This is a genomic window from Rhodopseudomonas sp. BR0M22 (assembly GCF_010907035.1).
Classification (GTDB): Bacteria; Pseudomonadota; Alphaproteobacteria; order Rhizobiales; family Xanthobacteraceae; genus Rhodopseudomonas.
This window is the reverse complement of the sequence record NZ_QUMK01000047.1, coordinates 13,261-32,460: the sequence shown is the minus strand read 5'-3', so window position 1 is coordinate 32,460 and position 19,200 is coordinate 13,261. Positions and strand designations below refer to the sequence as shown.

Annotated in this window: 15 protein-coding genes; 6 read left to right on the top strand and 9 right to left on the bottom strand. The window is 65.0% G+C overall.

Going from position 1 to position 19,200, the window contains the following annotated elements:
• Positions 1-219: 219 nt before the first annotated feature.
• From DY468_RS15890 to DY468_RS15855, 8 genes are all read right to left on the bottom strand, one after another.
• Positions 220-573: a hypothetical protein gene (locus DY468_RS15890; protein ID WP_246701000.1), complete on the bottom strand. Its 354-nt coding sequence runs from the start codon at positions 571-573 to the stop codon at positions 220-222.
• Positions 574-678: 105 nt separating this feature from the next.
• Positions 679-1,401, bottom strand: coding sequence for an MgtC/SapB family protein (locus DY468_RS15885; protein WP_164605772.1), 723 nt, complete (start codon positions 1,399-1,401; stop codon positions 679-681).
• Positions 1,402-1,434: 33 nt separating this feature from the next.
• The gene (locus DY468_RS15880) at positions 1,435-2,454 is read right to left on the bottom strand and encodes a WD40 repeat domain-containing protein (RefSeq protein WP_164605771.1); all 1,020 of its coding nucleotides are present in this window, start codon (positions 2,452-2,454) and stop codon (positions 1,435-1,437) included.
• Positions 2,451-3,491 carry a CobW family GTP-binding protein gene (locus tag DY468_RS15875; protein WP_164605770.1) on the bottom strand — a complete coding sequence of 347 codons (1,041 nt, stop codon included), beginning with the start codon at positions 3,489-3,491 and terminating at the stop codon, positions 2,451-2,453. The genes DY468_RS15880 and DY468_RS15875 overlap by 4 nt, the downstream gene beginning before the upstream one ends.
• 125 nt (positions 3,492-3,616) lie before the next feature.
• On the bottom strand, positions 3,617-4,534 hold the full coding sequence (locus DY468_RS15870; RefSeq protein ID WP_164605769.1) for a metal ABC transporter substrate-binding protein: 918 nt from the start codon (positions 4,532-4,534) through the stop codon (positions 3,617-3,619).
• A gap of 5 nt (positions 4,535-4,539) precedes the next feature.
• Positions 4,540-5,409, bottom strand: a complete 870-nt coding sequence (locus DY468_RS15865) for a metal ABC transporter permease (protein ID WP_205512406.1) — start codon at positions 5,407-5,409, stop codon at positions 4,540-4,542.
• A 7-nt stretch (positions 5,410-5,416) separates the two neighbouring features.
• Positions 5,417-6,166 (bottom strand): metal ABC transporter ATP-binding protein, encoded by a 750-nt coding sequence (locus DY468_RS15860; protein ID WP_164605767.1) that lies wholly within the window; start codon positions 6,164-6,166, stop codon positions 5,417-5,419.
• Between the two features lie 2 nt (positions 6,167-6,168).
• Positions 6,169-6,369 carry a hypothetical protein gene (locus DY468_RS15855; RefSeq protein WP_164605766.1) on the bottom strand — a complete coding sequence of 67 codons (201 nt, stop codon included), beginning with the start codon at positions 6,367-6,369 and terminating at the stop codon, positions 6,169-6,171.
• Positions 6,370-6,742: 373 nt separating this feature from the next.
• Between DY468_RS15855 and DY468_RS15850 the strand changes: the two genes are divergently transcribed.
• From DY468_RS15850 to DY468_RS15830, 5 genes are all read left to right on the top strand, one after another.
• Entirely contained in the window at positions 6,743-7,447 is a 705-nt protein-coding gene (locus tag DY468_RS15850; RefSeq protein ID WP_164605765.1) for an outer membrane protein, read from the top strand.
• 215 nt (positions 7,448-7,662) lie between these two features.
• On the top strand, positions 7,663-9,801 hold the full coding sequence (locus DY468_RS15845; protein WP_164605764.1) for a methyl-accepting chemotaxis protein: 2,139 nt from the start codon (positions 7,663-7,665) through the stop codon (positions 9,799-9,801).
• A gap of 187 nt (positions 9,802-9,988) precedes the next feature.
• A complete protein-coding gene (locus DY468_RS15840) occupies positions 9,989-11,050 on the top strand; it encodes an MBL fold metallo-hydrolase (RefSeq protein ID WP_164605763.1) in 1,062 nt (353 codons plus the stop codon).
• Positions 11,051-11,272: 222 nt separating this feature from the next.
• Positions 11,273-12,502: a 5-aminolevulinate synthase gene (gene hemA / locus DY468_RS15835; protein ID WP_164605762.1), complete on the top strand. Its 1,230-nt coding sequence runs from the start codon at positions 11,273-11,275 to the stop codon at positions 12,500-12,502.
• 185 nt (positions 12,503-12,687) lie between these two features.
• Entirely contained in the window at positions 12,688-16,197 is a 3,510-nt protein-coding gene (locus tag DY468_RS15830) for a hybrid sensor histidine kinase/response regulator (protein WP_164605761.1), read from the top strand.
• Positions 16,198-16,360: 163 nt separating this feature from the next.
• Here DY468_RS15830 and DY468_RS15825 read toward each other — a convergent pair whose 3' ends face one another.
• Positions 16,361-17,038, bottom strand: a complete 678-nt coding sequence (locus tag DY468_RS15825; RefSeq protein ID WP_164605760.1) for a response regulator transcription factor — start codon at positions 17,036-17,038, stop codon at positions 16,361-16,363.
• Between the two features lie 322 nt (positions 17,039-17,360).
• On the opposite strand from DY468_RS15825, the gene DY468_RS15820 reads away from it, so the two are divergent.
• On the top strand, positions 17,361-19,025 hold the full coding sequence (locus tag DY468_RS15820) for an MFS transporter (protein ID WP_164605759.1): 1,665 nt from the start codon (positions 17,361-17,363) through the stop codon (positions 19,023-19,025).
• The last annotated feature ends 175 nt before the right edge of the window (positions 19,026-19,200 follow it).

Genomic DNA, 19,200 nt, shown 5'->3' with positions numbered 1-19,200 from the left:
TTCCCGCCAGAACACGGCGAGATTCCGGGTTCGCGAGCTGCGCTCGCGCCCCGGAATGACGTTGTGCGGTGAGTCGCCTCCACGAGTCATTCCGGGGCGCGCGTAGCGCGAACCCGGAATCTCCCGCCACGATGCAAGCTCCACTCTCAGCACAAGAAAAAGGCCGAGCCCGCAATGCGGCCCGGCAAGTATCGATCGTCCGTTTCTAGCTGTCGTGATTCAGCCGCCCTTTGGCTTGATCGGGTCGCCGATTTTCTCCGGCGGAGCGGGCGGTAGCGCCGGCTTGGCGCCGGACTGGATCGCGTCCTGGTCAGGCCGCGCCGGTTGCGGCGGAATATCGTGCGGGCGGGCGCCGGTCGGCTTCGGATCTTCCGGGGCCGGCGACTTGGTTTCCGCGCCCGGAGTCGAGGTTGGCGGCTGCGGCGTCGCCTGGGCGAATTGCAGCCGCCCAGTGCTGGTATCAAGCTGAGTGAGCGACAGGCCGGAAAGCGCCACGCCAGCCGCGATCAGCACACCGGCCAGCAGCAGATCCCGCTTCAGGCCGCGCTCCTTGTCGTTGTCGTTCGCCGTCATGTTTCTCATCCCTTGCTCGCAGAACCAACGGGCGCGCGCAGCCATCGTTCCGGGTTCCAGTGTCGCACTGGGTTCCCGAACGGTCGCAATTGCCTACAAGGTGAATCAATCTTTAGTGCTGGTTTCCCACGAGGCGTAATCCACACCCGGTTCCTTGCCGAGTTCTGCGACCACCGCGTCCAGTTCGCTCGGCTCGACCGCAGTCGACACCAGGGTGGCGACGATCTCGACCTTGTCGTCGGCACGTTCGGCCGCTTCCACCTCGACCTCCGCAACCGGATAATCGGCCTGTTCCAGCCGTTCTTCGAGGTGCTCGCGCAGCCGGCCTGCAGCAGCGCTGCCGGCCGTCAGGCGGACCGCATAGGTGGCCTCCGAGGTGCGTTCGTCGAACGGGATACGGTCGATGGCGTTCACCAGCGGCCGAAGCAGCGTATTGCCGGCGATCACGAACACCGTCAGCGCCGCCGCCTGCGCCGCCATGTCGCCGCCGGCGCAGCAGCCGACCGCGGCCGAGCTCCACAGCGTCGCGGCGGTGTTCAGGCCGCGGACGTTCATGCCCTCTTTCATGATCACGCCGGCACCGAGAAAACCGATGCCGGAGACCACATAGGCGATCACCCGAACGGCGCCGTCGGCACCGGCCAGATGCATCGCCAGATCGACGAAGGCGGCAGCGCCGACCGCCACCAGCACGTTGGTGCGCAGTCCCGCCGCGCGGGTCCGATATTGCCGCTCCGCACCGATCAGCATCCCGAGCACGAACGCGACGGTGAGGCTGACCAGCGTGTCGAAGAAGTCCGCGGTCTGGAAGGTGGTGAGGAAGCGCATCGGAAGCCGCCTGCTTTCGGAGACGGCTCCCTCTTACAGCGGAAGGATGCCGCCCGCACCATCCTCGTCGGCGAACGCCAACAGCGTGCCGCCGGGATTCCAGCCGAGTGCCGCAATCGGCGGCGTGCCGTTGCGACGGGCGAGGATTTCGGCGCCGTCGTTCATCCGCACCAGCAACACGGTGCCGTCGCTGTAGCCGGCTGCGAGGATGTCGTTCTTGGGATGGCAGGCGACCGCGCTGACGCGCGCCCCGAGCGGCGCCAGCATCGCCGGCTGCTTGCCCATCGGCCCATCCTTGCTGGCGAACGGCCAGATGATCACGGTATCGGCCCCGGAGGTGGCGAGGCCCTTGCCGCCGACCGTCCAGGCCATCGACCGCACCCGGCCGGGATAGCCGGTCATCCGCATGTGCTTGGAATCCGCCAGGCGCCAACCATGCAGCGCCGGCTCGTGCATGGCGGTGACCAGGAAGCGGTTGTCCGGGCTGAACATCACGCCGAGATGCGAGCCGGCCCATTCGAGGAATTCGGCATTGCCGGCCATGTTCGGAAACCACAGCGTCACGCCGTTGTAATGCGCAATCGCCAGCCGCAGCCCCTTCGGCGCGAACGCGAGGCCGCCGACGGTCGAGGGTACCTCGAAGAACTTGTCTTCGCCCTTGGGCGCGCGAACGTAGGCGATCTTGCCGGCCGACCACGCCACCGCGCCGTCCGGATGCAGCGCGACGTTGTCGATCCAGCGCCGCTTGGCATCGGTGGTGACGGTCTCGGCCTTGCCCGACGCGTCCAGCAGCATCACCTTGCCGTCGTCACCGCCGGTGACGATGCGCTTGCCGTCGCACGCCGCACTGAGAATGCCGCCGCCTTGCAGCGGGACAGTCGAAGTCGTGCCGTCGGCGGCGACCAGCGTCGCGTTCTCCTCGGTGCCGATGAACACCGCGGTATCGCCGAGGAAGTGAACCGCACTGGCACCGCCTTCGATCGCGACCGGCTTGACCCGATCGGTGACCGACGCGATCGACCCGGCCTCGCCGGGCGCCTCGAAGCCGCTCATGACGCGATGCACTTGGCGAAGCCGTCGCGGATCGCCTGTTCGGGCAGATCGCGGCCGATGAACACGACGCGGCTTTCGCGCGGCTCATCGTCCTTCCAGGGCCGCTGGTGATCACCTTCCAGCATCATGTGAACGCCCTGGAACACATAACGATCATCGTCGCCTCTGAAGGCGAGAATGCCCTTGGAACGCAGGATCTTACCGCCTTCGGTCTGCACCAATTGCTGCAGCCAGGGCATGAACTTGGCCGGATCGAGCGGCTTGTCGCTCTTCAGCGACAGCGATTGCATGTCCTCGTCGTGATAGTGCTTCAGCCCGTGACCATGATGATGATCGTGACCGTGGTGATGGTCGTGATCGTGATGGTGATCATGTTCGTCAGCTTCGAGGAAGGCCGGCTCGATCTCCAGAATCCGGTCGAGATCGAACGCGCCGCGCTCCAGCACGTCGGCGAGCGCAACCTGGCAGCGCTCGGTTCGATGCAGCTTGGCGTAAGGGTTGATCGCGCGGATCCGGGCTTCGACTTCGGCCAGTTCGGCCGGAGAGACGAGATCGGTCTTGTTCAGCACGATGACGTCGGCGAAGGCGATCTGGTTCTTGGCTTCCGGCGCGTCCTTCAGCCGCTCGCTCAGCCATTTGGCGTCGGCGACGGTCACCACCGCATCGAGCCGCGCGGCGTTCTGCACGTCTTCGTCGACGAAGAAAGTCTGCGCCACCGGCGCCGGATCGGCGAGCCCAGTGGTCTCGACGATGATCGCGTCGAACTTGCCCTTGCGCTTCATCAGCCCGGCGAGAATCCGCACCAGGTCGCCGCGCACCGTGCAGCAGACGCAGCCGTTGTTCATCTCGAACACTTCTTCGTCCGCACCGATGATCAGGTCATTGTCGATGCCGATCTCGCCGAATTCGTTGACGATCACCGCGTATTTCTTGCCGTGGTTCTCCGACAGAATGCGGTTCAGCAGCGTCGTCTTGCCGGCGCCGAGATAGCCGGTGAGCACGGTGACGGGAATTTTCGAGGCAGCGGTAGAGGACATCGGATACTTGCTCCAGCACGAAACCCCAGCCTGAAACACACGTTGTGCGCGTCTCGAAAGTCGGGGCCGGAAAGGGCGGGGACCGCGCGTTTCGCCGGGCGGCCGGACGCAGCGGGACCGGGCCGCTAACTGCTCAGCGCGCCGGTCAGCGTCTTTATATTGTGCCTGACCATATCAATGTAAGTGGGGGCGTCGCCGTTTTCAGGCGTCAGACTGTCGGAATACAGCGTCCCGCCGATCTTGGCGCCGGTCTCGGCGCTGATCCGCTGCATCAGCCGCGGGTCGCTGATATTCTCCAGGAACACCGCCGGCACTTTGTCCTTGCGGATCTGAGTGATGATGCTGGCGACGTCGCGGGCGCTCGCCTCGGACTCGGTCGACACGCCCTGCGGGGCAATGAAGGCGATCCCATAGGCATCGGCGAAATAGCCGAACGCCTCATGGGTGGAGATCACCTTGCGGCGTGGAGCCGGGATCGACGCAACCGCGGCGCGGACGTCGCGGTCGAGCGCGTCGAGCTTGGCCAGATAGGCCTCGGCATTAGCGCGGTAGGTCGCGGCGCCGGCGGGATCGGCCGCGATCAGCGCATCGCGAATGTTGGCGACATAGATCTTGGCGTTGGGCACGGACTGCCAGGCGTGCGGATCGGTCTTACCGTGGTCGTGGGCATGATCGCCGCCGCCATGGCCGTGATCATCATCGGCATCGGCCTCGCGCACCTTGATGCCCTTGGTCGCGGTGACGATGGTCGCCTTGCCGCCGGACGACTGCACCAGCCGCGGCAGCCAGCCTTCGAGACCGAGGCCGTTGACCACCACCAGCCGGGCGTCGGCGATGGTCTTGGCGTCGGCTGGAGACGGCGTGTAGACGTGAGCGTCGCCGTTCGGTCCGACCAGCGTGGAGACCTCGACGCGATCGGCGCCGACGTTGCGGACGAAATCACCGAGAATCGAAAAGCTCGCGACCACGCGAACACGATCATCGGCCTGCGCCGGGGCCGCCATCAGCAGCGCCGCGATCAACACCATTCCCCAACGGATCATCGCTCTCAAGCCTCCAGGTGACGGCCGGGAAACAGCTTGCGAACCACTCCGCCGGACCGGCCGAAAAACAACGAAATCAGATAGATCACCGCCGCGACCAGAATGATCGCGGGGCCCGACGGCAGGCCGCCGTGATACGACAGCACCAGGCCGCAATAGCCCGACAGCATCGCGCTGCCGACCGCCACCAGCATCATCCCGGAAATGTCGCGGGCCCAGAACTTGGCGATACCTGCCGGCAGGATCATCAGGCCGACCGCGAGCAGCGTGCCGAGGGCATGAAAGCCGTTGACCAGATTGATCACCACCAGCGCCATGAAGATCAGATGCGCCGGCGCGCCGGCGCGGCTGACGGTGCGCAGAAACAACGGGTCGACGCATTCGATCACCAGCGGACGCCAGATCACCGCGAGCGCCAACAGTGTCAGCGTCGCGTTGAAGGCGATCACCAACAGGGTGCGGTCGTCCATCGCCAGGATGTTGCCGAACAGCACATGCAGCAGGTCGATATTGGTGCCGCGCATCGACACGATGGTGACGCCGAGCGCCAGCGACACCAGATAGAACGCCGCCAGCGAGGCGTCTTCCTTCAGCTCGGTGACGCGCGACACCAGTCCGGCCAGAATCGCGACCGCGAAGCCGGCGATCAGGCCGCCGAACGTCATCGCGAACAGGTTGAGTCCCGACAGCAGGAAGCCGATCGCCGCGCCGGGCAGGATAGCGTGGGCCATCGCGTCGCCGACCAGACTCATCCGCCGCAGCATCAGAAATACGCCGATCGGCGCGCCGCCGAGCGACAGCGCGACGATACCGGCGAGCGCCCGGCGCATGAATTCGAATTCGGTGAACGGCGCGATCAGCGCCTGGTACAGCATCATGGTGTCAGGCAGCCTGCGGAGCCGCGGTGCAGGCCGGCGCGCCGTCGTCGAACGCCTCGCACATCCGCCGCGCTTCGGTCTGGTTGTCAGGGGTCAGCACCTCGGCGGTCGGCCCCCACGCCACCGCAGTCCGCGCCAGTAGCAGCGTCTCGGGAAAGCTAGCATGCACCAACTCCATGTCGTGCAGCGCGGCGATCACGGTCCGCCCCTCCTCGTGCCAATGCTGCACCAGAGCGACAAGGTCGGCTGTGGTCCGCGCATCGACGGCATTGAACGGCTCGTCGAGCACGATCACCCGTGCATCCTGCAGCAGCACGCGCGCAAACAGCATGCGTTGCATCTGACCGCCCGACAGCGTGCCGATGTTGCGGTTCTCGAAACCTGACAGCCCGACCGCGGCCAGCGCGCCGGAGATCCGCTGCTTGGCCGGTCGGCCGAGGCTGCCGAACGCGCCGGTCGCACGCCACAGGCCGGTGCCGACGAAATCGAACACCGAGATCGGAAACGTCCGGTCGATCTCGGCGCTCTGCGGCAGATAGGCGATATCGTGGACATCGACGCCATTGCGGTCGATCGATCCGGCCAAAGGTTTCAGAATCCCGACGATTCCGCGGAACAGGGTCGACTTGCCGGCGCCATTGGGACCGACCACGGCCAGCAGAGTGCCGGCGTCGACGCGGCCGGTCAGATGATGCACGGCCGGGTGGCGATCGTAACCCAGCGTGACGTTCTGGAAAGTGAGCTGCGCGGTCATCGTCACCTCATTGCCAGCAGCACCAGGGCCCACAGCACGGCACTGGCGGCGGCGGCCGCCGCGACCCGGCTGACCAGTCCCATTCTCAGGATCGACCAGGGTGCCGGCTGCGGGGGATGCGGCGATTCGGCGCCGTGGACGTGCAGATGCACATGGTGCGCGCCGCTTCTCGGGTGAGAAGAAGAAGAGGAAAACTCGCTCACGCCCTATCCCATCGCCCGCCACGAACCGCGCTTTCGTTACATTATAACATCATTCTGGCGGAGGGAGGCAAGCGTGCCGGACCGTACATATCCGTCATAAATCAAGACGTTAAACGGGCATCCACGGGCCGCCGAAAGTTTGGGCAGAGCGGAATTTTTGCCGCCTAATGCGACGGCGCGCCGGGTTCCGAATTAAGGCGGAATTTAGACTCGATTAAGGTTCCATTAGCCATAAAAAATTGTGCGGTGTCATGAGTTTAGTTCCGAAGGGAGTGTGGCCTCCCGGTGACAGCATTTTACGTAAAATCCCGCTAAGCCAAGCAGCAGATGGCGCCGACGAACGGTGCGTCTGACAAAGTCTGGAGACAACATCATGAAGAAGATTCTGCTCGGCACCGTGGCCCTGGTCGCCCTCGGCGCGGCCCCGGCCCTCGCCGCCGACCTCGCTGCCCGTCCGTACACCAAGGCTCCGGCCTACGCCCCGGCCCCGATCTACAACTGGACCGGCTTCTACATCGGTGGTCACATCGGCGGCGCCTTCTCGGGCGACAACAGCATCGGCACCGGCGTCACCGCTTCCGACAACGGCAAGTTCCTCGGCGGTGTGCAGGCTGGTTACGACTGGCAGTTCGCTCCGAACTGGGTGCTCGGTGTTGAAGGTCAGTACAGCTGGCTGAGCGGCACCAACCAGTCGGTCACCTTCGGTGCCCCGGGCGCCCTGTTCACCTACGCTGACAACCAGCGTGGTCTGGCCTCGGTCACCGGCCGCCTCGGCTACACCTGGGGTCCGGCGCTGCTCTACGTCAAGGGTGGTTGGGCTTACGCCGACTACTCGAGCAGCCTGACCTTCAACGGCGTCGGCGTTGCGATCGACAGCAAGACCGATGGTTACACCGTCGGTGGCGGTCTCGAATACCTGTTCGCTCCGAACTGGTCGGGCAAGATCGAGTACCAGTACTACGACTTCGGCAACGTCACCCTCGCCCCGGGCTTCACCGCGAAGAACGACGAGCACGTTGTCAAGGCCGGCCTGAACTACCGCTTCAACTGGGGCGGCCCGGTTGTTGCCAAGTACTAAGACCTGATCGCTTCCTCTCTTGGAAGCAGGAAAGGGCCGGCCTCGCGCCGGCCCTTTTTCATTTGCGAAACCATATCGACCACCGCCGAACCGATTGCTCAAATTGCGATCGATCCTCGTGGAGTTACGTGAAGAATATTAACTCCCTAATCTGATACTCCCGCCAGGCGCCGCCGAGACCGACGCCACGTTGAATCATGTCTGGTGGGGGAAATATGTCTGGGAAATTCCCGAAATTCCGACGTCCGCGGCTTCGTTTTCCGCAACTCGGAATTCGTGGCAGTCTGTTCGCCGCATTCGCCGTCATTGCCGGTATGGCAATCCTGATCAGTGCCTGGGCAGGCGTGAGCCTGCACCAACTCGGCAGGACGATGTCGGAGCTGAGCGGTCGCGACATTCCCAAGCTGGCCGCCAGTCTGCAGCTCGCCACCGAAAGCGAAAGTCTCGCCAGTCAGGCACCGATCCTGCTCGACTCGCAAACCGAGGAGCAGCTCCGCGATCGTTCGGCGCGGATGAAGGCGGCCCAGCAGGTCGCGCTTCAGAAGCTCGCCGACATCACCACTTACGGCGGCGACAAAGCCGTCGTGTCGGCGCTCAACGAGACCCTGAAGAACATCGCCGACACCATCCGCAGCCTCGGCTCCGCCGCCAAGGAACGGCTCGATCTGAGCACGCAGCACGCCAAACTCTATGCCGAGCTGCGCCGTGCCCACGACGCCTTCATCGCCGTCGCCAATCCGGCGATGCTCGACGCCCAGACTCAGATGAACGCGCTGCTCGGCTCGGCCAACCTATCGCAGGACGACGCGACCGACGCGGGCCGACGCATCGAACAGCTCGGCAACGTGATCGCTCTCAGCAATCTGATCGCTTCCGATCTGATGGCGGCGCTGTCTGCATCGAGCTCCGACGATCTGGAGCCGGTGGAAGCCAGCTTCAAGGAATCCCGGCAGGTCGTGAACACCAATCTGGACGGCCTTCCCGACAACAAGACCACGTCCGAGATCAAGGCTACCGCACAGAAATTGATGGCGCTCGGCGACGGCAAGACCAGCGCGTTCAAGCTGCGGCAGCTCGAACTCGACGCTCGCGATTATCGCGACCTGCTGCTCGACGAGACCCGTAAGCTCAATGTCGGCCTCGGCATCAGCGTCAAACAGCTCGTCGACACCGTTCGCAACGAAACCAAGGTCGGAACCTCGCAGGCGCAATCGCAGATCACGCTGGCGACTCAGGTGATGATCGCGCTCGGCGCGCTCACGCTGATCGGCTCCGCCCTGTTCGTCTGGCTGTATGTCGGCCGCAGCATCCTGCGCCGGATCGGCGGGCTGCAGAAATCGATGCAGAGCCTGTCGGCCGGCAATCTCGAGACCGCGATCGATCGCGGCAGCCGCCGCGACGAAATCGCCGTGATGGCTGAAACGCTCGAAGTTTTCCGCGACAGCATGATCCGCGCGCGCGCCTTGAGCGAGGAGCAGGACAAGGATCGCGCCGCCAAGGCCGAGCGGACCCAGCGGATCGAGACGCGGATCGCCGAGTTCGAAGCGACCGTGCGCACCGCGATGGAGAAGCTGCAATCCTCCACCGACCAGATGCAGGAAACCGCGGACGCGATGGCGACGACATCGGAGCAGTCGAGCGCGCTGGTCACCACCGTCGCCTCGGCGGCCGAAGAGACTTCGGTCAACGTCCAGACGGTCGCGACCGGCACCGAGCAACTCGCCTCCTCGATCGCCGAGATCAGCCGTCAGGTCACCACGTCGGCGGAGATCGCCACCCGCGCGGTGCGCGAAGCCGGCGAGACCGACACGACGATGCAGGGGCTCGCCGACAACGCCGAGCGGATCAGCGCGGTGATCGACCTGATCCAGAGCATTGCGTCGCAGACCAACCTGCTCGCCCTGAACGCCACGATCGAAGCGGCGCGCGCCGGCGACGCCGGACGCGGCTTTGCGGTGGTGGCGGCCGAGGTCAAGGACCTCGCCAGCCAGACCGCGAAGGCGACCGAGGAAATCCGGGCCCAGATAGCCGCGATGCAAGGGGTGACGAGCACCGCGGTCGGCGCGATCCGCAACATCGGCCAGACCATCACCTCGATCAACGAGGTGACCACCGCCATCACCGCCGCGGTCGAGCAGCAGGGCGCGGCGACCCGCGAGATCGCCCGCAACATCCAGCACGCCGCCGGCGGCACCAGCGAGGTCTCCAGCAATATCGTCGGCGTCAGCGCCGCGGCCTCTCAGGCCGGCTCTGCGGCCGCCGAGGTACTCAATGCCTCGGGCTCGCTGCGCCAGGAAGCGGCGCTGCTGCGCGAGGAGATCGACGCGTTCCTGATCAATATCCGCGCCGCCTGACCGGCCGGCGGAGGATCGAACGGCCGGTGGCGCACGCGCCGCCGGCCTTTTTTGCGTCCAGACGCTGCCGCCTCAGCGCTTTGGCGCGGTAGGGCTCAGCCCTGTGGTGGCTGCAGCCGCCCAGGCGGTTTTTCGGCTGGCGCCTCCGCTCCGCTCCCGCTAAGCCGGGTCAGGGAGCCTGCGCCGAATGAATAAGAAGACCGACGCCACCACACCGCACGACGAACTCGATTATCTGTACGACAGCCACCCAGGACCGGATCAGGCGGTCGAAGTCGCGCCGGGGGTATTGTGGCTGCGGCTCAAGCTGCCGTTCAGGCTCAACCATGTGAACATCTATCTGCTCGCCGACGGCGACGGCTGGGCCATGGTCGACACCGGCTTCGGCAACGATGCCACCATCGCGGCGTGGGAAACGCTGTTCGACGGCGCGCTCGCGGGCTTTGCCATCAGCCGGGTGATCGTCACCCATGCGCATCCGGATCACGTCGGCATGGCCGGCTGGATCGTGCAGCGTTTCGGCTGCCCGTTCTACATGTCGCAGATCGAATATCTGCAGGGCGTGTATCACCAGAACAGGCGAACCGACGAGCGGCTGGTGAACAACCGCGCATTCTTCCGCCGCCACGGCATTGACGAAAATGTGATCGACCAATTGGTCGGCCGCGGCCAGGACTATTTGAAGAAGACAGTACCGCTGCCCGCGGCGTATCGCCGCCTCGCCAAGGGCCAGGAGATTCGGATCGGCGAACGGTCGTTTCGTATTATCACCGGCGCCGGCCACTCGCCCGATCAGGTGATGCTGTACTGCGCGGCCGAAAAATTATTCCTGTCCGCCGATCAGGTACTCAGCAAGATCTCGCCCAACGTCAGCGTCTGGGCCCACGAGCCGGATGAAGATGCGCTCGGCTCCTACCTCGCCTCGCTCGCTGAGCTCGACGCGCTTTTGCCCGACGATGCGCTGGTGCTGCCGGGACATGGCCTGCCGTTTCACGGCGTTAAAGCCCGCATCAAACAGCTCGCCGATCATCACGAGGAACGCTGCGGCATGATCGCCGACGCCTGCCGCGCTACGCCGATGAGCTCCGCCGAACTCGTCCCGGTGGTGTTTCACAAACATGTGCTCGATGCACATCAGACCGGCTTTGCGGTCGGCGAGCTGATCGCGCACGTCAACTACATGCTTGCGCAGCACCGTCTGCAGATTGCACCGATCACCGACGGGATCCTGCGATTTACGCCGACTTAACTTTTGGACTCGCTGTCCGCATCTTCCCGGACATGCCGGGACGCGCCCTCGCAACGGCATTGATCTTCATCAAGCAATCACCTGCGAGACCGGTGATATGGATCGGAACCGGCGCGGTTCGATCGTCGAATTGCGCCTCGACTTCGGTGATGGAAGAGTTCTAATAGTTTCGCCGCCCACGGCGTTCCGTCGTTCGATCCGCCTCCCCAACAGGTCATCGCGATGCAGTACAACCAGTTCTTTCAAGACGCTCTCAACCGCCTGCACGAGGAGCGTCGTTACCGCGTGTTCGCCGATCTCGAGCGACTCGCCGGCAGGTTCCCGCACGCCACTTGGCACTCCGCTTCCGGACCTCGCGATGTCGTGATCTGGTGCTCGAACGATTACTTGGGCATGGGCCAGCACCCGAAAGTGGTCGGCGCGATGGTCGAGACCGCAACGCGGATCGGCACCGGCGCGGGAGGCACCCGCAACATCGCCGGCACGCATCATCCGCTGGTGCAGCTGGAACAGGAAATCGCCTCGCTGCACGGCAAGGAAGCGGCGCTGCTGTTCACCTCGGGCTACGTCTCCAACCAGACCGGCCTGTCGACCCTCGGCAAGCTGATTCCGAACTGCCTGATCCTGTCGGACGCGCTCAACCACAATTCGATGATCGAAGGCATCCGCCAGTCGGGCTGCGAGCGCATGGTATGGCGCCACAACGACACGGCGCATCTCGAAGAACTGCTGATCGCAGCCGGCCCGGATCGGCCGAAGCTGATCGCATTCGAGAGCCTGTACTCGATGGACGGCGACACTGCTCCGCTGGCGAAGATCTGCGATCTCGCCGAGAAGTACAATGCGATGACCTACTGCGACGAAGTGCACGCAGTCGGCATGTACGGTGCTCACGGTGCCGGCGTCGCCGAGCGCGACGGCGTAATGGCGCGGATCGACATCATCGAGGCGACCCTCGCCAAGGCGTTCGGCTGCCTCGGTGGCTACATCGCCGGCAAGGCCGAGGTGATCGACGCGGTGCGCTCCTACGCGCCGGGCTTCATCTTCACCACCTCGCTGCCGCCGCCGATCTGCGCCGCCGCGACCGCCGCGATCAAGCATCTGCGCGCCTCGACCTGGGAGCGTGAGCGGCATCAGGACCGCGCCGCCCGCGTCAAGGCGGTGCTGAACAACGCCGGCATTCCGGTGATGCCGACCGACACCCACATCGTGCCGGTGTTCGTCGGCGATGCCGAGAAGTGCAAGAAGGCGTCCGATCTGCTGCTCGAACAGCACGGCATCTACATCCAGCCGATCAACTATCCGACCGTCGCCCGCGGCCTGGAGCGTCTGCGGATCACGCCGTCGCCGTATCACGACGACAAGCTGATCGACGCGCTCGCCGAATCCCTGGTGCAGGTCTGGAACGAGCTCGGTCTGCCGCTCGGCGCCAAGGCGATCGCCGCGGAGTGATCCGCATCGCGGGCGCGATAAGATAACGACTATCCAGCGGGGGCGCCCGCGGCCGGGAAAATCCCTGTCGCAGGCGCCCCTTCGATTTTGGTAGACTGGCGATCACGTCCTGCAAGGCCGCATCCGGCCGAGTGCGGGGCGATCGATCAATCGCCTGCCGCCTGGCGCGAGGGAGCACGACCGCGATGCTGCACGATTGGGGCGTGATCGCAGCGGCGCTCGCCTATATCGGGTTTCTGTTCTGCGTCGCGAGCTGGGGCGACCGGCTGTCGCAAGGCCAGCGCGAACGCGCCGGCGGGCTGATCTATCCGCTGTCGCTGGCGATCTACTGCACCTCCTGGACGTTCTTCGGGTCGGTCGGCTTCGCCAGCCGCTCCAGCTTCGACTTCCTGGCGATCTATGTCGGCCCGGTGCTGATGATCATGGTGGCGACGCCGCTGCTGCGCCGCGTCATCCGGTTGGCGAAATCGCAGAACATCACCTCGATCGCCGACTTCATCGCCGCCCGCTACGGCAAGAGCCAGAAGGTCGCCGCCACCGTGGCGATCATCGCCATCATCGGCTCGGTGCCCTATATCGCGCTGCAATTGAAGGCGGTGTCGTCGTCGCTTCAGACCATCCTCGGCGACGACCACAACATCGCCGACATTCCGATCGTCGGCGACATCGCGCTGATCGTCGCGATGGCGATGGCGGTGTTCACTGTTCTGTTCGGCACCCGCCAGGCCAGCGCCACAGAGCATCAGCACGGCCTGATGCTGGCGATCGCGACCGAGTCGATCGTCAAGCTGGTGGCGTTCCTGGCAGCCGGCATCTTCGTCACCTTCTGGCTGTTCAGTCCGTCGGCTCTGATCGAGCGGGCGATGCAGATGCCGGAAGCGGTCCGGGCGCTCGACTCGGCGTCGCCGGCCAATTTCCTGACCATGACGGCGCTGTCGTTCTGCGCGTTCATGATGCTGCCCCGGCAGTTCCACGTCAGCGTGGTGGAGAATTCCAACGAGGCCGAGGTCGGCCGCGCCCGCTGGCTGTTTCCGCTGTATCTGGTGGCGATCAACCTGTTCGTGATCCCGATCGCGCTGGCCGGCCTGGTCAAATTCCCGTTCGGCAAGGTCGACAGCGACATGTACGTGCTGGCGCTGCCGATCGAGGCCAACGCCCCGATGCTCAGCGTCGCGGTGTTCATCGGCGGGCTGTCGGCCGCGACCGCGATGGTGATCGTCGAATGCGTCGCGCTGGCCGTGATGGTGTCGAACGATCTGGTGATGCCGCTGGTGCTGAAGCGTCACGGCGCGCCGCGACCCGACGAACAGCGCAATTTCGGGAGCTTCCTGCTGACGGTGCGGCGGCTGGCGATCTTCGCAATCCTGATCCTCGCCTATCTGTACTACCGAGCGCTCGGCAACACCCAGCTCGCCGCGATCGGCCTGTTGTCGTTCGCCGCGATCGCCCAGTTCGCGCCGTCGTTCTTCGGCGGCCTGATCTGGCGCCGCGCCACCGCGCGGGGCGCGATCGGCGGCCTGTTGGTCGGGTTCGCGGTGTGGGCCTACACGCTGTTCATCCCGAGCTTCATGGAGAGTTCGACCGCCGGTCTGCTGCTGCTGCAACACGGCCCGTGGGGCATCGAGGCGCTGCGGCCGCAGGCGCTGTTCGGCTCCGATCTGCCGCCGCTGCTGCACGGCGTGCTGTGGAGCCTGTCGCTCAATCTCCTGGCCTATCTCGTGCTGTCGCTGCTGCGGCAGCCGTCGTCGATCGAGCGGCTGCAGGCCGAAGTGTTCGTGCCCGACACGCTGACACCGATGACCCCCGCGTTCCGGCGCTGGCGCACCACCGTGACGGTGCAGGACATCGTCGGGGCGGTGTCGCAATATCTCGGTCCGGACCGCGCCCGTGACTCGTTCCGCAACTTCGCCGCCGGTCGGCGCATCACGCTCGACCCCACCGCACCGGCGGATTTCGAGCTGCTGAAGCACGCCGAGCATCTGATTGCGTCGTCGATCGGCGCGGCGTCGTCGCGACTGGTTCTGTCGCTGCTGCTGCGCAGGCGCACGGTCTCGGCCGAAGCCGCGCTGAAGCTGCTCGACGACTCCCACGCGGCCCTGCATTTCAACCGCGAAATCCTGCAAACCGCGCTGAACCACGTCCGCCAGGGCATCGCGGTGTTCAATCCCGAACTGCAACTGATCTGCTCGAACCGGCAGTTCGGCGAAATTCTTGGCCTGCCGCCGCACATCATTCAGATCGGCATCCCGCTGATCGAGATCCTGGAATTCCTCGCCAGCAACGGCATCGCCCCGACCGATGCCGAGGCCCACACCCAGATGCGGATGGCCGCCTACACCACCGAGGGCGAGCCGTTCATCGAACGGTTTCCGGACCGCCATCTGGTGGTCGAGGTCCGGGCCAACCGGATGCCGGACGGCGGACTGGTGATCACGTTCTCCGACGTCACCCCGAGCTTCGAAGCCGCCGAAGCACTGGAACGCGCCAACGCCACGCTGGAGCGCCGGGTGCGTGAACGCACCGAGGAGCTGACGCGGCTGAATTCGCAGCTCGCTTTGGCCAAGAGTACCGCCGAAGAAGCCAACATCTCCAAGACCCGCTTTCTCGCCGCGGCCAGCCACGACATTCTGCAGCCGCTCAATGCGGCGCGGCTATACGCGACCAGCCTGGTCGAACGTCAGGCCGGCGGTGAAGACTCGCGGCTGGTCGACAACATCGACGAGTCGCTGCAGGCGATCGAAGAAATCATCGGCGCGCTGCTCGATATCTCGCGGCTCGACGCCGGCGCGATGACGCCGTCGATCTCCAGCTTCGTCATCGGCGATCTGATGCGGTCGCTGGAAATCGAGTTCGCCCCGACGGCGCGCGCCAAGGGGCTGGAGCTGAGCTTCGTGCCGTGCTCGCTGCCGGTTCAGTCGGACCGGCTGATGCTGCGGCGGCTGCTGCAAAACCTGATCTCCAACGCGATCAAATACACCCCGCAGGGCCGGGTGCTGGTCGGCTGCCGGCGGCAGGGCCAATCGCTGAGAATCGGCATCTACGACACCGGCGTCGGCGTGCCGATCCTCAAGCGCGGCGAGATCTTCAAGGAATTCCACCGGCTCGAACAGGGCGCCCGGATCGCCCGCGGCCTCGGCCTCGGCCTGTCGATCGTGGAGCGGCTGGCGCGGGTGCTCAACCACGGCATCGCGCTGGATTCCAACCGCGGCGGCGGCTCGTGCTTCTCGGTGACGGTGCCGGTCGCCGAAGTCGTCAACCACACCGCCGCGGTGACCAGCGCGACGCCGCTGTCACGCGCCTCGATGAGCGGCATCCTCGTGGTTTGCATCGAGAACGATCCGGCAATCCTCGACGGCATGAAGACGCTGCTGACAACCTGGGACGCCAAGGTGATCGCGGTCGCCGATCCCGAAGCTGCGATCCGGGCGATCGAGAGCAGCGAGCAGCGCGTCACCGGCCTTCTGGTCGACTACCACCTCGACCGCGGCAACGGCATCGCGGCGATCCGCGAAATCCGTCAGCGCTTCGGCCAGACCATCCCGGCGATCCTGATCACCGCCGACCGCAGCCCCGGCGTGCGCGCCTCGGCACGGCAGGAAGAAATCGCGGTGCTGAACAAGCCGGTGAAAGCCGCCTCGCTGCGCGCGCTGCTGAGCCAATGGCACGCCCAACAGGCGGTCGCGGCGGCCGAGTAAGCCCTTATACCGGCACGCCGACCTCATTCTGAGGAGGCCGCGCAGGGGCCGTCTCGGAGGATGAGCTGGGAGGCAAGGCGGTGCCGCCTCATGGTTCGAGACGGCGCTTCGCGCCTCCTCACCATGAGGGAAAGGCTTTCTCAGGCGGACAAGACGACGAAGTCTACGACGCGATCGGCTCTTCCTGGCGCCACTGGTTGCCGGAGATCTTCGCCGCGGCGATCACCGCCTGGGTGCGGCTTTCGACCCCGAGCTTTTGCAGGATCGCCGAAACGTGCGCCTTGATGGTCGCCTCCGACACGCCGAGCTCGTAGGCGATCTGCTTGTTCAGCAGCCCCTCGGACAGCATCATCAGCACCCGCACCTGCTGCGGCGTCAGCGTCACCAGCCGGTCGCGCAGCTTGGAGGTCTCCGGATCGGCCGCCGCCGACAGGTCGACGTCCGGCGGAACCCAGACGTCCCCGTCCAGCACCCGCAGGATCGCCTCGCCGAGCTTCTCGACACCGAACCGCTTCGGCACAAAGCCCGAGGCACCGAAATCCAGCGAGCGACGGATGGTCTCGACATCGTCGCTGGCGGACACCACCACCACCGGGATCGCCGGATACTGTGCCCGCAGATAGATCAGCCCCGAAAAACCGCTGATCCCCGGCATCTTGAGGTCGAGCAGCACCAGGTCGACATCGCCCTCGCGCTCGAGCATCGCAGTCAGGTCTTCGAAAGATCCGACCTCACCAATCTTCGCGGTCGAAACGACGCTGGCAACCGCCAGACGAAGTGCATCGCGAAACAACGGGTGGTCGTCGGCAATGATCAAGTGCGTGCTGGCGGGGGTGCTCATGATGTCCCTTACTCGCAAGCTGGAACCGAACCGTCTTTCTCCCGGCACGCCGCAGCGAACCGGTTGCAAGTGTCGCCCTCAGATGGACGGCTGGCAAGGCGGACGTCACCGCCTCGTCCGTATCATCATGCCCTCACACGCGACCGAAAACATTGAGCAAGCGCAACTGTGCGCACTTTTGGCGTCGAAAGTCGTAATGCCGCAACGCAGCGGTGGTGCTACCGTACACTGACGCACGATTTGCCGGAGCGATGACGCACGGCACTTGCTCAATAAAAACAACAACATAGCCCTCGAAACAACCTCAGGGAGGCAAACACTGATGGCTACACTCGCTGCGACGAGCAGGCGATCTGGCGGAATGACCCGCGACGAGCGCTTCGTCATTCTCGCTTCTTCGCTCGGTACCGTTTTCGAATGGTACGATTTTTATCTGTACGGATCGCTCGCCGCGATCATCGGTGCGCAATTCTTCAGCGCCTATCCGCCGGCCACCCGGGACATCTTTGCGCTGCTGGCGTTCGCCGCCGGCTTCCTGGTGCGTCCGTTCGGTGCCATCGTGTTCGGCCGGATCGGCGACATCGTCGGCCGCAAATACACCTTCCTGGTCACCATCCTGATCATGGGCCTGTCGACCTTCATCGTCGGCCTGTTGCCCAACGCGGAGAAGATTGGCATCGCCGCGCCGATCATCCTGATCACGCTGCGCTTGCTGCAGGGCCTCGCGCTCGGCGGCGAATACGGCGGCGCCGCGACTTACGTCGCAGAGCACGCCCCGCCCGGCAAACGCGGCTACTACACCTCGTTCATTCAGACCACCGCGACGCTCGGCCTGTTCCTGTCGCTGCTGGTGATCCTCGCCACGCGCACCATCGTGGGCGAAGCTGCGTTCGCCGATTGGGGCTGGCGCGTGCCGTTCCTGGTGTCGGTCGCGCTGCTCGGCGTTTCGGTCTGGATCCGGCTCCGGCTCAACGAATCGCCGGTGTTCAAACAGATGAAGGAGGAGGGCAAAACCTCGAAGGCGCCGCTCACCGAAGCGTTCGCTAATTGGGGCAACGCCAAGATCGTGCTGATCGCGCTGCTCGGCGCGGTGATGGGTCAGGGCGTGGTGTGGTACACTGGCCAGTTCTACGCGCTGTTCTTCCTGCAATCGATCCTGAAGGTCGACGGCTACACCTCGAACCTGCTGATCGCGTGGTCGCTGCTGCTCGGCACCGGGTTCTTCATCATCTTCGGCTGGCTGTCGGACAAGATCGGCCGCAAGCCGATCATCCTGACCGGCTGTCTGATCGCGGCGCTGTCGTTCTTCCCGGTCTTCCGGATGATCACCACCTACGCCAATCCGGCGCTGGAAAAGGCGATCGAGACCGTGAAGGTGCAGGTCGTGGCCGATCCCGCCGGCTGCGGCGACCTGTTCAACCCGGTCGGCACCCGTGTCTTCACCAAGCCGTGCGACACCGCGCGTGACTTCCTGTCGAAGTCCTCGGTGAAGTACTCCACCGTCAGCGGCCCCGCCGGCTCCGGCGTCAAGGTGATGGTGAACGACAAGGAAGTGCCGTACAGCGACGCCAAGGCCTCGAATCCTCAGGTGCTGGCAGCGGTGCAGGAAGCCGGCTATCCGAAGGCCGGCAACCCGCAGATCATCAAGATGTCGCACCCGTTCGACGTCTTCAATTCGAGAACCGCAGCGGTGATCGGATTGCTGTTCGTCCTCGTGCTGTTCGTCACCATGGTGTACGGCCCGATCGCGGCGCTGCTGGTCGAACTGTTCCCGACCCGGATCCGCTACACCTCGATGTCGCTGCCGTATCACATCGGCAACGGCTGGTTCGGCGGCCTGCTGCCGGCGACCGCGTTCGCGATCGTCGCCTCGACCGGCGATATCTACGCCGGCCTGTGGTACCCGATCGTGTTCGCGTCGATCACCGTCGTGGTCGGCCTGATCTTCCTGCCGGAAACCAAGAACGTCGACATCAGCAAGACCTGATGATCAGTGGTCCGGCGCCCGCGCCGGACCACCCAAATAGCAACGGCCGCGGAGCAATCCGCGGCCGCTTTGTTTTTGGCGCTAAGATGAGGCGGATAACAAGGTGCACAACCTCATGGTCAGGAGACGCGTAGCGCTGTCTCGAACCATAGGCCGCGACTACTGCATGTCCTCC

Coding starts and splice junctions, on each gene's coding strand:
- DY468_RS15860 (WP_164605767.1), bottom strand. CDS start 6,166: ATGACCGCGCAGCTCACTTTCCAGAACGTCACGCTGGGTTACGATCGC.
- DY468_RS15890 (WP_246701000.1), bottom strand. CDS start 573: ATGACGGCGAACGACAACGACAAGGAGCGCGGCCTGAAGCGGGATCTG.
- DY468_RS15865 (WP_205512406.1), bottom strand. CDS start 5,409: ATGCTGTACCAGGCGCTGATCGCGCCGTTCACCGAATTCGAATTCATG.
- DY468_RS15820 (WP_164605759.1), top strand. CDS start 17,361: ATGGCTACACTCGCTGCGACGAGCAGGCGATCTGGCGGAATGACCCGC.
- DY468_RS15880 (WP_164605771.1), bottom strand. CDS start 2,454: ATGAGCGGCTTCGAGGCGCCCGGCGAGGCCGGGTCGATCGCGTCGGTC.
- hemA (WP_164605762.1), top strand. CDS start 11,273: ATGCAGTACAACCAGTTCTTTCAAGACGCTCTCAACCGCCTGCACGAG.
- DY468_RS15870 (WP_164605769.1), bottom strand. CDS start 4,534: ATGATCCGTTGGGGAATGGTGTTGATCGCGGCGCTGCTGATGGCGGCC.
- DY468_RS15885 (WP_164605772.1), bottom strand. CDS start 1,401: ATGCGCTTCCTCACCACCTTCCAGACCGCGGACTTCTTCGACACGCTG.
- DY468_RS15850 (WP_164605765.1), top strand. CDS start 6,743: ATGAAGAAGATTCTGCTCGGCACCGTGGCCCTGGTCGCCCTCGGCGCG.
- DY468_RS15875 (WP_164605770.1), bottom strand. CDS start 3,491: ATGTCCTCTACCGCTGCCTCGAAAATTCCCGTCACCGTGCTCACCGGC.
- DY468_RS15830 (WP_164605761.1), top strand. CDS start 12,688: ATGCTGCACGATTGGGGCGTGATCGCAGCGGCGCTCGCCTATATCGGG.
- DY468_RS15825 (WP_164605760.1), bottom strand. CDS start 17,038: ATGAGCACCCCCGCCAGCACGCACTTGATCATTGCCGACGACCACCCG.
- DY468_RS15840 (WP_164605763.1), top strand. CDS start 9,989: ATGAATAAGAAGACCGACGCCACCACACCGCACGACGAACTCGATTAT.
- DY468_RS15845 (WP_164605764.1), top strand. CDS start 7,663: ATGTCTGGGAAATTCCCGAAATTCCGACGTCCGCGGCTTCGTTTTCCG.